This is a genomic window from Schaalia sp. HMT-172, assembly GCF_030644365.1.
Taxonomy (GTDB): Bacteria; Actinomycetota; Actinomycetes; order Actinomycetales; family Actinomycetaceae; genus Pauljensenia.
The window spans coordinates 414,109-428,263 of sequence record NZ_CP130058.1 but is presented as its reverse complement, the minus strand read 5'-3'; the positions used below and the strand labels follow the sequence as shown (position 1 = coordinate 428,263).

The window sequence follows — 14,155 nt, the reverse complement described above, 5'->3', positions numbered from 1 at the left end:
GCGTGCAGCTCCCACCAGACAACCACCGCGGGGAGGGGACACGCCCCTCCCCGCAGCGATCACACACTCACTCAGCCACCAAAAGCAGCAGCGTTACGCGAATCCGTGGCCTCAGCAGACTGACGAGCCTCAGACACAGCAGCCGACACACTCTGCAGGATCTCCACGATCCCGTTCATGCCATCAGTCCACTTCGCCTTAGACACCTCATACGCCTGCTTCGCCTGACCATCCCAGGACGACTGCAGCTGACGCAGCTGCGAATCCATATCCTCAAGCTTGCCATTGAGCGAGTTCACACCCGCACCCATATCAGCAACAGCCTGCTCAATCTGACCGTAGTTGTACAGAATATCAGACATGATAAAAAACCTTCCCTACTCTCAATCAGCCAAGCATCGACTGGAACTTGTTCATCACAGCGGCCTGCGCGTCTTCGTTCGCCTTCGACTTCGCATCCGCCGAACGCATCGCAGCATGCAGCTCCGTGAGCGCCTCAGTCACCTTACGAGCCTCAGCATCCCACTGAGACATCACCTTCTGGAACGCCGACGCAGCCTCACCCTGCCACGCAGAGCCAATACCAGCCAGCTTCGACTGCAGCGAGCTCAGCTCAGACTGAATCTGCCCCTGTGCGTCCTCAATAGTCTGCGCGCCCTTAAGCAGCGCACCCTCTAGAGCCTTCTGATCGGTCATATTTCCTCCCAGATCATCGATGGGAGAACGCCCCCACAACGGGAACGCCCTACTTGCAACGTCAGTCTAACCACACAACCCACCAAAAGTCTAACCTTTTGGCACATTTCCCCTCAGATATCCCACAGCGCTTCGCAATACCGACGCCCACTGACACGAACAAGCCTCTTATTCATCAGCATCTATCGCCACCGCACCGGGCCCACGCCGACAGGTGAGACGCCCACGCCTCACCCTCACACCGTTCGCGCGCAGCACCACGGGAGGGAACAATGGAGGCATGACAGAAGAACGTGAGTCAAAAGACCTCCAGTCGGGCACACTCGTCATCGGACTGGGCCGCTTCGGGTCCGCCGTCGCGGTCACACAGGACCAGCTCGGCTACGAGATCCTGGCCGTCGAAAAGAACCCCGCGCGCGTGCAAGCCTTCGCGGGTCGCTTCCCCCTGGTCGAAGCTGACGCCACCTCCAAGGACGCGCTCGAGCAGCTGGGCGCGCGCGAATTCCGCAGCGCCGTCGTCGGCGTAGGCTCCTCCCTCGAGGCCGCCGTGCTCATCACCGCCAACCTCGTCGACATGGGCATCTCCTCCATCTGGGTCAAGGCAACCTCCTCCCAGCACGGGCGCATCCTGCGCCGCGTCGGCGCCCACCACGTCGTCTACCCCGACCTGGACGCGGGAAAACGCACCGCGCACCTCGTCGGCGGACGCATGGTCGACTACATCGAGATGGAAAAAGACGGTTTTTCCATCATGAAGCTTCGCCCACCCAAAGAAGTGCACGGCTTCTCGCTGGAGGAACTGGACCTGCGCGGCCGCTACGGCGTCAACGTCCTGGCCATTCGCCGCCCCAAGCAGCGGTTCGAATACGCGAACGCCTCGACGCGCATCAACGCGGACGACGAAATCATCGTCTCCGGCGACTCGCACCTGTTGGAGTACTTCGCCAACAGGCCCTGACGCGCCCCACGCCCATGCCCGACTCCCCCACCCGGCCACGGCCTCGTGACCAGGACCGGTCCCTGACCGAAATCCCCCACGCGCCCACCCGCTACGTCCAACTCCTGACGCCGCGCCGCGCCCGCGCCTACCTGACCAACGCGACGGAAGGCGGATTCTGCAGAGCCTACGCCCAAGGATTCTTCCTCCCGGTAGACGCCCTCCCGCGCCGCCCCACCGCGTCCGCGATCCTCCAGCTCATGGACCTGGGCTGGCTCTGCGAGTCCGGCACCCTCGCCTCCTTCACGGGCCCGTCCCCCAACGCGCAGGGCCTCCCCCCGGCTACGGACGCACCCTGGGACGAGGAGGGCCCATCGTGCGTCTATCTCCTGCACTTCGACGTCCTGCCCGACATCGAGGCCACCCTCACCCGACAGGACCCGCCCGGCGCCGCCTCGGCCCCCTGGTGGCACTCGAGCGAACCCATGACCCTCCTGCCCGGCGCCCGCATCGAAGCCGTCGACGAAGAGGGAAACTCGCGCGTCCTCGCGCACTGGAACGCGGAGACGAACGGGCTGTGGCACTGGGGAGGACTCGGCAACCCGGGCGACTTCTCGACGCTCGCGACGATCTTCCAACGCACCTTTGCACGAGGCCATGGCTGGGTTCCCGTCCGACCAATCGATCTGGGGTTGTGCGCAAGTTGTTGACGGTTTGTTTATGCGGCTTTTGTCCAGGCCGCTTGGTGTAGTTCGTATTCGATGGGGGATTTGCCGCCGAGGCTGGTGTGGATGCGGCGGCGGTTGTAGAAGTCTTCGATCCAGGTGGCGACCCCGGTGTAGACCTGGTCGCGGGTGGTGAAGGTACGCCGGTAGTAGTACTCGGTTTTGAGGGTGGCCCAAAAGGATTCGGCCATGGCGTTATCCCAGCACACTCCGGCCCGCCCCATCGACACTCTTCCTTTCACGGCGCGCATGTAGGCTGCCAGCTTCTCGGAGGTGAACTGTGTTCCCCGATCAGCGTGGAGCACGACCCCAGTGGGGAAGCCGCCACGGGTGGTGGCGGCCATGTCGAGCGCGGTGATGACCAGGTCGGTGCTTTGCTGCTCACCCATGGCGTATCCCAGGACTCTACGCGAGTGCGCATCACGCACGGCGCACAGGTAGACCCAGCCTTGGGCGCACCGCAGGTAGGTCAAATCCGTGATCCACACCCGGTCCAGGGCGCCTTGATCCCACTGGCGGGCGCAGTGATCCTCATGGGCCACAGGTCCGCGCCCGCCGCGCTTGGCCGGGCGTGGGTGCGTGTTCAGGCCTGTCAGGCCCTGGCGGCGCATCGACGCGGCGACCGCACGCACCCCCACATCCACGCCCGCGCGCGCCAGAGCATGGCGGATGCGAGGAGCCCCATAGGTGCCACCCGACACCTCGTGTTCCCAGGCCACCGCCTCATCCAAACGCCGACGCGCCGATGCGCGCTTGCCCCGCTGGGGTGCACGGTTTTTCCACGCGTAATAGCCCGCGCGCGTGACCCCTAGAACGCTGGCCATCAAGGTAATCGAGTAGGAAGCCTTCTGCGCGTCCATCAGTTCAAAGCGCTGGTGTTTTGGTGCCGAGACGCGAAGAAGGCGCTGGCTTTTCCCAAGAACTCGTTCTCCTTCTCCAGCTCGCGCACCCTCCGGCGCAATGCCGTGATCTCAGCTTCCAGCTCGCGTGGATCTGGACGACCCTCACGCACGGCTTGACGCCGCTCGCGCTCGAGTTTGACCCACCGGCCCACCACCGATTCACCCAGCCCTAAATCCCGGGCCACAGACGCGATCGAAGACCCCGTATCCAACACCAGGCTCGCAACATCACGACGATACTCCGGCGTAAAACGACGACGAGTTCCCATAACAGGCACCTCACTCTCCGCAGGCACACACACCCGCTTAACGAAGTGTCAACAACACAAGCCTAACCCCAATCGGCGCCGCGCCCTGGCCGACGCGACGGACCGCCGCGCGCTGCGCTGCATGCTCGGGTCCGCGCTCTCCCAGTCCGGCGTGACGGTCAACGCGTGGGGCGTCGTCGATCTGGCGACAACCGACACCCTCGTGTGCACGACGCACGTCCTCCACTGGGGCCTCACCGGCGTCCTGACCGGCCTGCACCCCGACACGAACGGTGAGACGATGGCGTCGATGAGCGCCCACGTGCCCTGGAGCCCAGCCGTCGAAGAAGCCGGCATGTGGGGCGACGAGATGGGCGGATTCCACGCCGACATTCCGGCCTCGGAGGCCGGGCCCTACGCCCACGAATCCATGATCGCGCCCGCACGACCAACCCCCGGGCCCCTCGAGGAGCTCCGCCTCCCCTGGGGAGGGAACCGGCAGGAACACTGGCACAAAGACTTCATCGAACTCCCCTCGGGTACGCGCGTCCCCGTCGTCGTCACCGTGCAGGGACGCGTCCACGCCGAGGCGCCCGACCCGCGCGCCGTCGACATCCTCTTCCCCGGACCCGCTTCCTTCGTCCCGGGGCCCGGGCCACACGTGTGGGTGGACGTCACCGACCAGGGCGGCGTCCTCCTCGAAGCCACCACGACGGGCCAGCTCTTCGGATCAGCACGCCTGAGCGCACGCATCGTCGGCGAATCCGAAGACGAGTGGCACTACCACACGCCCTCGCTCCTGCGCCGCGCCGACCCCACGTCGCGCCCACCCCACTGGGGCGCCAAACGACTCATCACCAAAATCCGCGAGCGCCTGACCCCTCGGGATGGTCAGGGCACCGCACCTTGACGTGGAGCCCCCTCCGTCACATATGATGAGGCGTTCTCAACCGGAGGAGAGAGTCGTGCACCTCGCGCGGGACGCAGATGTGGGTGCGGCGCGTTACCGTGGGGGCATGGCGAAAGAGAAGATCACCTACCGTTGCTCCGACTGCGGGTGGACCTCCCCCAAGTGGGTGGGTCAGTGCCGCGAGTGCGGGGCGTGGGGCACGGTCGACCAGGCGGGCCAGGCCTCGGGTGGGCCGCGCGCGTCCGCGACTGTCCCGCGTCGCCCCGCCCTGCCGATCGGCGAGGTGGACGGGGAACGGGCCTCGTCGCGCTCGACGGGCGTGGGCGAGCTGGACAGGGTCCTCGGCGGCGGCATCGTTCCCGGCGCTGTCATTCTCTTGGCGGGCGAGCCCGGCGTCGGTAAGTCGACGCTGCTGCTGGACGTGGCCGCGAAGGCGGCGCGCACGGCGGCGGCCGGTGGGCGCGGACCCGTCCTGTACGTGACGGGCGAGGAGTCGGCGGCGCAGGTGCGCGGGCGCGCGGAACGCATCGGCGCGTTGGAGCCGAACCTGTTGATCGCGGATGAGACGGAGCTCGGCGTCGTCCTCGGGCACGTGCAGCAGGCATCGCCTTCCCTCCTCATCGTCGACTCGGTGCAGACGATCTCCTCCGCCCAGGTCGAGGGCGGGGCGGGCGGCGTCGCCCAGGTGCGCGCGGTCGCCGCTTCCCTCATCCGGGTCGCCAAGGAATCCGACCTGCCGACCCTCCTGGTCGGCCACGTCACCAAGGATGGTGGTATCGCGGGCCCGCGCGTCCTCGAACACCTCGTGGACGTCGTCTGCCAGTTCGAGGGCGACCGCCACTCGCGGCTGCGCCTGCTGCGCGCGGTGAAAAACCGCTACGGCCCCACCGACGAGGTCGGCTGCTTCGAGCTGACGGACTCGGGGATCTATGGCCTGGCCGACCCTTCCGGGCTGTTCCTATCGCGCACGACGCGTGGCGTGCCCGGCACCTGTGCAGCGGTCTCCCTCGAGGGCAGGCGCCCGCTGCCCACCGAGATCCAGTCCCTCGTCGCCCCCTCCTCCGGGGGCTCCCCCCGGCGCACCACGTCGGGCGTCGACCACGCGCGCGTTGCCATGATCCTGGCGGTCCTCCAGGCCCGCATCGGGGCTGACACCTCGGGCGCGGACGTCTACGTGTCCACCGTGGGCGGGGCGCGCACCGTCGAACCCGCCATCGACCTGGCGATGGCCATCTCCATCGTGTCCTCCCTGAAGGGCACTCCCCCGCGCCCCGACCTCGTCGCGGTCGGGGAAATCTCCCTCACCGGCGAGGTCCGGGCCTGCACGGGCACCCAGCGCCGCCTCGCCGAAGCCGCCCGCCTGGGCTTCGCCAGCGCCATCGTCCCAGCCCAGGGCAGCGAGGACCTCGCCGGCGTCGAGGGCATCACCGTGTTCACTGTCTCTGATTTAGCGACGGCGATTCGCGTCGCATTCCCCACGGACTCGCAATAATAGAGACCGAACCTACTCGATTGGGAGGGAAGCACATTGACGTCCGACGCAGCGATCCTTCGAGAAGCACTGCGCGCAGTCGCGCCCGGCACGCCTCTACGCGAGGGTCTGGAACGAATCCAGCGCTCCCACACGGGCGCGCTGATCGTCCTCGGCTTCACGCCCGAGGTGCAGGCCATGTGCTCGGGCGGCTTCGACCTCGACATCGCCTTCACGGCCGCGCGCCTGCGCGAGCTCTGCAAGATGGACGGCGCCGTCATCATCGACCCCGACCTGTGGCGCATCCGTAAGGCAAACGTCCAACTCTTCCCCGACCCCACGATCCCCACCGACGAATCCGGCATGCGTCACCGCACCGCCCAACGCACCGCGCGCCAGACGCACCTGCCCGTCCTGTCGCTCTCCGCGTCCATGCGCATGATCTCCATCTACGTGGGAACCGAACACCGCCTCGTCGAAGAACCCGAGGCCCTCCTGTCGCGCGCCAACCTGGCCGTGGACACCCTGGACCGCTACAGCCAGCGCCTCGACGAGGTCCTCCAGACCCTCACCATCCTCGAAATGCGCGACAGCGCGACCGTGCGCGACGTCGCCACCGTCATGCAGCGCATGGAGATGATCCGGCGCATCACCTCCGAAATCACCGAATACCTGGAGGAGCTCGGCTCCGAGGGGCGCCTGCTCGCCCTGCAAGTCGAGGACCTCGTGCGCGGCTCAGCCTCCGAACGCGCCCTCGTCATGCGCGACTACATCCACGACCCCGAGGACGTCGCACGCGTCGAGGCCGAACTGTCCTCGCTGGGCTCCGAGCGAATCGTGGACCTGACCGCCATCGCGAACATCCTCGGCCTGGACGTGTACGAGGTCGCGGACCTGGACCGCGAAATCACGCCCCGGGGCGTGCGCGCCCTCTCCCTGGTCCCCCACCTGTCCTGGAACGCCATCAAGGCCGTCTCCGCGCACTTCTCCACCCTCACGCAGCTGCGCGAAGCGTCGATCGAGGACATCGAGGTCATCGACGGCGTCGGCCACTACCGCGCCCAGCTCATCGCCGAAAACCTGGCCCACCAGGCGCAGGCGGTCGGCGCGGGAGTCGTCGGCTGGTAACGCGAGGCCCTGGCGCCACGACGCGCACCCCGGCCTGGCTAGCGCGTGCGCCGCTCGCCCGACTGGGCCCCCGACTGGGCGCCGGACTGCCCACCCGACTGGGGCACGGGAGCGGGCGTCACGTCAACGACCGTCGAGCCGACCTCGCGCCCACCCATGGTGACGACCACCTTGTAGGTTCCCGCCGCGGCTGCGCTGGCCCCACCCGCGGGCGGCGTGCACCCGTCCGTGTACACGTAGCCATCCCAGCTCAACGATCCCGTCCACGTGCCGTTTGGGCGCAGCAGCAGCGTCGTGGAGGACTGTTGATCCTGCTCGCACCGCGCGGAATTGTACACCAGCTGGTCGCCCGTACTGACCTGCAGGGAGAAACTCGCCAGGGATGTCGAACAGGCCACCGAGCCGCGGTTCTCGAGGGTCAGGGTCACTGGCATCGCGGAGCCCGACGAGGCCTCGGACGCCTTGGCACTCACCCTGATGTCGCGCTCGAGGCAGGCGGGGATATCGATCTGAGTGCCGTTCGTGAGCAGGCCGTCGGCCGTGGCCTCCTGGCCGCCCTTGAGTGTGTAGCCCGAGGCGTCGACCGCGCCGGATTGGACGGACTGCGGGCTGGACTGCGGCGCGGGGTCGGGGCTGATGGCGCCAATGACGGCACGCACGAGCGCGACGATACCCCACACGATGAGGGCAATGATGAGGAGCAGGCCCAGGCCCGTGATGATGCGCCTCGGCCACAGGTTGACCGGGGGGCGCGTTCCGCCACCCGAGGTTGACCTCGTAGCGCCTCGCACCTTCGACGACGCGGGGCGCTGACCCGCGCGCTGCGACGCGGACGCGGCCCTGCTGCCCGCCGCCCGCGATGTGCGGTCTGCCGCGCGCGATGTGCGGTCTGCCGCGCGCGATGTGCGCTCTGCCGCGCGCCCGGGTGCGCCTGAGGGCGACGAACGCCGGGAGGAGGAACGCTTCGGGGAATTCTTACGCTGGTCAGCCACGCCTCCACGATACCGGGCCGCGGCGTCGGGCTGCGCCTAACGCTCGGGGCGGGCGACACATTCGCGCCAACAAGCCGACGCGCGCCGCCGGTTCACGCGGCCGCGTTGCGTTTGTGAGAGCTCGGAGGGTCGTCGTCGGGGTCGATCACGCACCATCGCTCGATGGCGACCGCAACGATCACCCACACGAGGCCGACGAGGGAACTGATGCCCGAGCCCAGCGAGTTAGCGACCATCGCGGGGGCCTCCAGCTGCATGAGGGACACGACCATGACTCCGATGAGGATACCGGTCAGGCCGGCTCCCACCAGCGCCGAGGTGCGCGCGAACACGGCGACGCGCATGGCGCCGATCGCATCGATCCACGTGTCTTTCCCGGCGCGCAGGCGACGCACGGCCAGGCCGGACCAGATCAGCGCGGCGGTGGCCAGGGCGAAGACGACGGCGGGGCCGGGAGTGACGATCATGGGGGTGCCGCCCGCGCGCATGTGCGCGAAGAATCCGAGGAAGCTCATGACGGCGCATACGACGCCGACCAGCAGCACCCAGGTGATCGCCAGCGGTTTCATTTAGTGCCTCTTGACGATGGGGATCGCTCCGGTCATCGTGGGCCGCACGACGACGCGACGCAGGATGCCGGTCTGGGTGGCCTCGTCGTCCGGGATAGGGCCGACGGGGGTGTTGTCGGGCAGCCCGGGGGCCAGGATCGTGGAGCGGCCGTCGGCGTGCACGGTCGGCTTGGGGGGCTCTTGCTCGTGGGCCAGGCCGCTGCGGTCGTCGACGACGCGCACGTCGTGGGCGGCGCTCACGGAGAAGTTCCAGTCGGGCAGCTTGATGTCGGCGCGCGAATCGGGACGTTTCTGCTGGAAGACGGGCGCCCACCGGGGCTTCTCTTCGCCGCTGGGCGTGTAGGTGCCCGAACCGATCTTGCGGGTCATTCGCCCGGCCGGGGAGTCCGCGGGCACGGAAGAGACGGGGTGCCACGCGGGGCGGGACGAGGCCGGGGTCGCCTGCGCGTGAGCGGGCGTCTCGCTCGCGGGCTCGTCCTCGTCTGTCGGGGCCTGGGCGTCCGGGGCGGGTTCGGTCTGCGGGGTAGAGTCGGTCTCCGGGGCGGGGTCGATGTCCGGGAACTCGGCGACGACCTCGACGGCGCCGGTCTCGGCGTCATCGACGTCGGTGAAGGCGACGGGCGCCTCGGCCGCCTCGGCGACCCGCAGGGCTCGCTGCGCGGGCGTCTCGGGCTGGGGAATGGGCGGCCGGGAGTCCTCAGCCTCGTCATACTCGACGTCGGCCGCGCCGTCCGCGGGGGCGTCGGCGCCCGCCGAGTGGGCGCTGTGCGCGTCGACCTCGGCGAAGGACCACGGGGTGTGCAGGCTGCTCCAGGCGGCGGGTTCGGCGCCGGCGGGGGCGTCCTCCCGTGCGGCGTCCTCCTGCGCGTGCGCGGGGCTCGCGTCCTGCGCGGCGGGCGCGGGGGCCTCGCCGAAGGGGACGCCGGGGCGGCCAACCAGGTCGGTGACCTGGCTGATCTCGCCGGTCAGGGTCTCGAGGAGCTCGCGCATGTCCGCGCTGGCCTTCTCGGCGCGCTGGGCGAGGAGCTGGTCGGAGTCGGCCATGACGGCGGCCGGGTCTTCGAGCCAGTCGTCGACGGCGTCAATAATGCCCTCTCGGTCGGGCGTGGTGGCCAGCAGGTCGCACACGCGCCCGACGCCCTCAAGGACCGCGTCCGGCTCGCACAGGAGCCAGGGGGCCAGCACGAAGGCGCGGTCCTTGGCGCGCGGGTGCGGCAGCGTGAGCACGGGGTCGGAGGAGGCCAGGCCTTCGACCTGGATGATGTCGATGTCGACGCTGCGAGCCCCCCAACGCTCGTGGCGTTCGCGGCCGAGCTCGCGCTCAATCCGGCTGGTCTGGGCGAAAAGCTCGTCGGGGGTGGCGATGGCCGAGCCCACGACGACGGCGTTCCAGTAGTCGGGCTGGGGTGCCTGGCCGGGGGCCAGGACGGGCTTGGTGCGCATGATCGGGGAGACGTCCTCGATCTGGAAGCCCTCCATGTAGGACAGGGCCTCGACCGTGTGCATGAGGGTGACGGGGACGTCGCCGAGGTTGCCGCCGATAGCCAGCACGACGCGGCGGGCGCGCAGGTGCGCGGGGCGGGAGGAATCCTCCTCGCGTGGCGCAGCGTGTTCCCCTCGGCGCCTGCGAGAGGGCGCCGACCGCTTCTGCTGCGCGGGGCTGGGCGCCTGGGCGCGGCCGTAGGCCTCGATCTCGCCGGTGAGCACGGAGCCGTCCTCGGCCTCGTAAATGCCCTTGAGGGACAGGGAGAGGGGCAGGGCCTCGGTCTCGCCGGCGCGCACGGTCACGGACACGTCGGAGAAGGGGTGGCCGATGGGAGCGTCGGGCTTGTGGACGGTGACCTCCGTGCCGACCACGCCCTCGTGGCTCATGACGCGCGAGGCGATGGTTTCGGCCAGGGTTTCGATCAGGTCGACGGGGTTGCCGGTCAGGATCGCCATTGTTTCGTCGGCGATGTCGGCGTAGGAGACGGTGGCCGCGATGTCGTCGGTCGTGCCCGCGGTCTCGACCCACATGACGACGTCGGCACTGAAGCGCTGTTCCTGAGTGCGCTCGAAGTCGTAAACGCCGTGGTTGGCCATCGCCCCCAGTCCCTTGAGGGCGATGATGACGCGTCTGCTACTCAACGTCGTTCTCCTTTCGAGCGATGGCCGCGACGGTGGCCGCGACGTCGTGGACCCGCACGGCCCACGCGCCCGCTCGGACGCTGTGGGCGGCGATGGCTGCGCTGTTGGTGTCCACGTCGCCGCCGAGGGCCTTGACGAAGCGCTTACGCGACGCTCCGATGAGTACAGGGTACCCACAGGAGGCAAGGCGCGGCAGTTCGGACAGGATCTGCCAGCACTGGTCGTTCGTGAGCGAGAAGCCGAGGCCCGGGTCGATAACAATTTTATCAGCTGTCACACCCGCATCACGTGCGGCGCCAACCTGCGAACTCAGACGCTCGACGAGCGTGCCCACCAGGTCCTCCCCGTAGTCGAAGGACTCCCCCGGCATTCCCGGCAGCGCCCGGTAGTGTTGCACCACGTAGGCGCAGCCCGAAGCCGCAACCGTGTCGTTCATCTGCGGATCCCAGCGCCCGCCGCTCACGTCGTTGATGATCGCCGCGCCCGCCTCGGCCGCCGCGCGGGCCGTCGACGCGTGCAGCGTGTCCACGGACACGATGATGCCGTCACCGGCCAACGCTTCGACGATTGCCCCGATGCGCCCCCACTCCTCGTCCGCGCTGATGCGCGTCGAATTCGGCCGCGTCGACTCCCCGCCCACGTCGATCAGGTCAGCGCCGGCGGCCACCATCGCGCGCGCGTGCGCGAGCGCCGCGGGCGCATCCGCGTAGCGACCCCCATCCGAGAAGGAATCGGGGGTGACATTGAGGATGCCCATGATAGCCGCGCGCGAGGCGGGCAGCGTCAGGGACCCGGGCAGCGTCGGGGGCGCGGGAGTCACGGACGAGGCCGGGGCGGGGGGCAGAGGCAGGACGGACACGTCAGCGGCTCCCCGACAGGACGAGGGCCATCATCTCCGCGCGGGTCGCGCCGTCGCTCATGATGCCACGCAGCGCGCTCGTCACGGTCGACGAGCCCGGCTTGGAGATGCCGCGCATCGACATGCACATGTGCTCCGCCTCGATGACGACGATGACGCCCTGAGGATCGAGGACCTCGTCAATGGCGTCGGCGATCTGCGCGGTCAGGCGCTCCTGCACCTGGGGGCGCCGCGCATAGCCCTCGACGAGGCGCGCGAGCTTCGACAGGCCCGTGACGACGCCGCCGCGCGGAATATAGCCCACGTGCGCGCGGCCGTAGAAGGGCAGCAGGTGATGCTCGCACACCGAGTGGAAAGTAATGTCGCGGACCAGCACCAGCTCGTCCGTGCCCGCATGAAACTGCGTGCGCAGGTGCTCGCGGGGGTCCTCGAAGAGGCCGGAGCACATCTCGCGCCACGCGCGCGCCATGCGGTCAGGAGTACCGATCAGGCCCTCACGCTCGGGGTCCTCGCCGATCGCGACCAGCAGGTCGCGCGAGGCCTTCTCCACGGCTGCGGCATCGTAGGTCACGCCTGCTCCTCGTTCTCGTTAGCCGGTGTGTCCAGGTCGGGGGCCGCAACGGCGTCGGTCGCCGAGGACTCGGCGGAGTTCACGCCGACCGGGTTGCCCATGAGGGCGCCGGGGACGGCCGCGTCCGACTGGTAGTTCCACACGGGACGCTCGGGCGCCTTGACGACGTCCTTGAAGATCTCCGCGAGCTGCGCCTCGTCGAGGGTCTCCTCCTCCAGGAGGCGGGACGCCAGGGTGTCCAAAACCGCGCGGTTTTCTGAGAGAATGCGCCACGCCTCGCGCATCGCGTTGTCCAGGAGGCGGCGAACCTCCTCGTCGATGATCGCTGCGGTCTCGTCGGAGAAGGCGCGCGGGCCCTCACCCGAGCCGTGACCGAAGGCCTCGGTGTCGGCGTCGCCGAGCTTGACCATGCCGATGCGGTCGCTCATGCCGTAGTCGGTGACCATCGCGCGGGCCGTCTTCGTGGCCTGCTGGATGTCGTTGGCGGGGCCGGTCGAGGGGTCGCGGAACACGATCTCCTCGGCGACGCGGCCGCCCATGCCGTACACCAGGTCGTCGAGGAGCTGGTTGCGGGTCTTGTTGAAGCGGTCCTCGGTGGGCATGACCATCGTGTAGCCCAGGGCGCGCCCGCGCGGCAGGATCGTCACCTTCGTGACCGGGTCCGTGTAGTTCAACGCCGCGGCGGCCAGGGCGTGGCCGGCCTCGTGGTAGGCGGTCACGGCCTTGTCGTGATCGTTCATGACGCGGGTGCGCTTCTGCGGTCCGGCGATGACGCGGTCGATGGCCTCGTCGATGGCTCGCTCGTCGATGAACTGCATGTTCGAGCGCGCGGTGAGCAGCGCCGCCTCGTTGAGGACGTTCGCCAGGTCCGCGCCCGTGAAGCCGGGCGTGCGCTTGGCGATCTGGCGCAGGTCCACCTGCTGCGTGAGGGGCTTGCCCTGCGCGTGTACCTTCAGGATCGCCTCGCGGCCCTTCAGGTCCGGGGCCTCGACGGCGATCTGGCGGTCGAATCGGCCCGGGCGCAGCAGCGCCGGATCCAGGATGTCGGGGCGGTTGGTCGCCGCGATGAGGATGATGTTGGCGCGCTCGTCGAAGCCATCCATCTCGACGAGGAGCTGGTTGAGCGTCTGCTCGCGCTCGTCGTTACCGCCGCCGATGCCGCTGCCGCGGTGGCGACCCACCGCGTCGATCTCGTCGACGAAAATGATGGCCGGCGCGTTCTTCTTGGCGCGCTCGAAGAGCTCGCGCACGCGCGAGGCGCCCACGCCGACGTAGAGCTCCATGAACTCCGAACCGGAGATCGAGAAGAAGGGGGCCTTCGCCTCGCCGGCCACAGCCTTGGCGAGCAGGGTCTTACCGGTCCCGGGAGGCCCGTAGAGCAGGACGCCGCGCGGGATGCGCGCGCCCACCTTGTGGAACTTGTCCGGGGACGCCAGGAACTCGCGGATCTCCTCGAGCTCCTCCACGGCCTCGTCCTCACCGGCCACGTCCGCGAAGGTCACGTCCGGGCGTTCCTGGTTGAATTCCTTGGCGCGGGACTGGGTGAAGCCGCCCATCATCCGCGAGCCCGACATGGAGCGCATGATGAAGTAGAAGGCGCCCATGAGGATCAGGAGCGGGACGATCAGCTGGAACATGGCGCCCAGGGCGCTGGACTGGGGACGCACCGCGTTCCAGCCCTTGGAAGGCGCCTGGGCCGCCACCGTGTCCAAAATGTCCTTCGTCTGAACGTAGGAGTACGTGAAGTAGACGTTCTTCCCGAGGTTCGCGGAGGGGTCGCCCACGCCCGTGCTCTCGTGGTGGTAGTCCTCGCTCAGCGTCAGGTTCACCTGCTGGGTGCCCTCGTTGAGGACGACCTTCTCGACGGTGGTCCCCGAGATGAGCGCCATACCCTCGGACGTGGAAATCGAGCGAGGCTGGAACGCCTGCCAGAGGAACCATCCGCCCGCGAGCAGGATGACGAGCGGAATCGTCACCCACGCCAAACTCGGGCGCTTATTCTTCGTCTTGTCGTTCACGT

Annotated in this window: 15 protein-coding genes; 5 read left to right on the top strand and 10 right to left on the bottom strand. The window is 68.6% G+C overall.

What is annotated here, in order from left to right; genetic code table 11:
* Nucleotides 1-71 precede the first annotated feature (71 nt).
* Together QU663_RS01725 and QU663_RS01720 are read right to left on the bottom strand one after the other, a co-directional pair.
* Complete coding sequence (locus QU663_RS01725; protein ID WP_021610693.1) at nt 72-362, bottom strand: WXG100 family type VII secretion target; 291 nt, start codon at nt 360-362, stop codon at nt 72-74.
* 25 nt (nt 363-387) lie between these two features.
* Nucleotides 388-696, bottom strand: a complete 309-nt coding sequence (locus QU663_RS01720) for a WXG100 family type VII secretion target (RefSeq protein WP_021610694.1) — start codon at nt 694-696, stop codon at nt 388-390.
* Between the two features lie 280 nt (nt 697-976).
* Here QU663_RS01720 and QU663_RS01715 point away from each other — a divergent pair, with 280 nt between their 5' ends.
* Together QU663_RS01715 and QU663_RS01710 are read left to right on the top strand one after the other, a co-directional pair.
* Nucleotides 977-1,654, top strand: a complete 678-nt coding sequence (locus QU663_RS01715; protein ID WP_009056570.1) for a TrkA family potassium uptake protein — start codon at nt 977-979, stop codon at nt 1,652-1,654.
* Nucleotides 1,655-1,668: 14 nt separating this feature from the next.
* Nucleotides 1,669-2,343: a hypothetical protein gene (locus QU663_RS01710; RefSeq protein WP_021611700.1), complete on the top strand. Its 675-nt coding sequence runs from the start codon at nt 1,669-1,671 to the stop codon at nt 2,341-2,343.
* A gap of 8 nt (nt 2,344-2,351) precedes the next feature.
* Here QU663_RS01710 and QU663_RS01705 read toward each other — a convergent pair whose 3' ends face one another.
* Complete coding sequence (locus tag QU663_RS01705; protein WP_304990698.1) at nt 2,352-3,320, bottom strand: IS3 family transposase; 969 nt, start codon at nt 3,318-3,320, stop codon at nt 2,352-2,354.
* On the bottom strand, nt 3,218-3,529 hold the full coding sequence (locus QU663_RS01700; RefSeq protein ID WP_304990649.1) for a transposase: 312 nt from the start codon (nt 3,527-3,529) through the stop codon (nt 3,218-3,220). The genes QU663_RS01705 and QU663_RS01700 overlap by 103 nt, the downstream gene beginning before the upstream one ends.
* Before the next feature lie 121 nt (nt 3,530-3,650).
* Here QU663_RS01700 and QU663_RS01695 point away from each other — a divergent pair, with 121 nt between their 5' ends.
* The 3 genes from QU663_RS01695 (at nt 3,651) to disA (ending at nt 7,017) form a co-directional block, all read left to right on the top strand.
* Nucleotides 3,651-4,418 (top strand): hypothetical protein, encoded by a 768-nt coding sequence (locus QU663_RS01695; protein ID WP_021612469.1) that lies wholly within the window; start codon nt 3,651-3,653, stop codon nt 4,416-4,418.
* 106 nt (nt 4,419-4,524) lie between these two features.
* Nucleotides 4,525-5,910 (top strand): DNA repair protein RadA, encoded by a 1,386-nt coding sequence (radA, locus tag QU663_RS01690; RefSeq protein ID WP_034481956.1) that lies wholly within the window; start codon nt 4,525-4,527, stop codon nt 5,908-5,910.
* 36 nt (nt 5,911-5,946) lie between these two features.
* Nucleotides 5,947-7,017, top strand: a complete 1,071-nt coding sequence (disA, locus tag QU663_RS01685; RefSeq protein WP_021612467.1) for a DNA integrity scanning diadenylate cyclase DisA — start codon at nt 5,947-5,949, stop codon at nt 7,015-7,017.
* Between the two features lie 38 nt (nt 7,018-7,055).
* Here the strand turns inward: disA and QU663_RS01680 are convergent, their stop codons facing one another.
* The 6 genes from QU663_RS01680 to ftsH form a co-directional block, all read right to left on the bottom strand.
* Nucleotides 7,056-8,009, bottom strand: a complete 954-nt coding sequence (locus QU663_RS01680; protein WP_034481954.1) for a hypothetical protein — start codon at nt 8,007-8,009, stop codon at nt 7,056-7,058.
* 92 nt (nt 8,010-8,101) lie between these two features.
* On the bottom strand, nt 8,102-8,578 hold the full coding sequence (locus tag QU663_RS01675; RefSeq protein WP_021612465.1) for a DUF3180 domain-containing protein: 477 nt from the start codon (nt 8,576-8,578) through the stop codon (nt 8,102-8,104).
* Entirely contained in the window at nt 8,579-10,705 is a 2,127-nt protein-coding gene (folK, locus tag QU663_RS01670) for a 2-amino-4-hydroxy-6-hydroxymethyldihydropteridine diphosphokinase (RefSeq protein WP_304990648.1), read from the bottom strand.
* Nucleotides 10,698-11,564 (bottom strand): dihydropteroate synthase, encoded by an 867-nt coding sequence (folP, locus tag QU663_RS01665; RefSeq protein ID WP_034481113.1) that lies wholly within the window; start codon nt 11,562-11,564, stop codon nt 10,698-10,700. Before folP ends, folK begins: the two co-directional genes overlap by 8 nt.
* Nucleotide 11,565: 1 nt before the next feature.
* Nucleotides 11,566-12,135 (bottom strand): GTP cyclohydrolase I FolE, encoded by a 570-nt coding sequence (folE, locus tag QU663_RS01660; protein WP_009058008.1) that lies wholly within the window; start codon nt 12,133-12,135, stop codon nt 11,566-11,568.
* Nucleotides 12,132-14,153, bottom strand: a complete 2,022-nt coding sequence (gene ftsH, locus QU663_RS01655) for an ATP-dependent zinc metalloprotease FtsH (protein WP_021611715.1) — start codon at nt 14,151-14,153, stop codon at nt 12,132-12,134. The genes folE and ftsH overlap by 4 nt, the downstream gene beginning before the upstream one ends.
* Between the last annotated feature and the right edge of the window lie 2 nt (nt 14,154-14,155).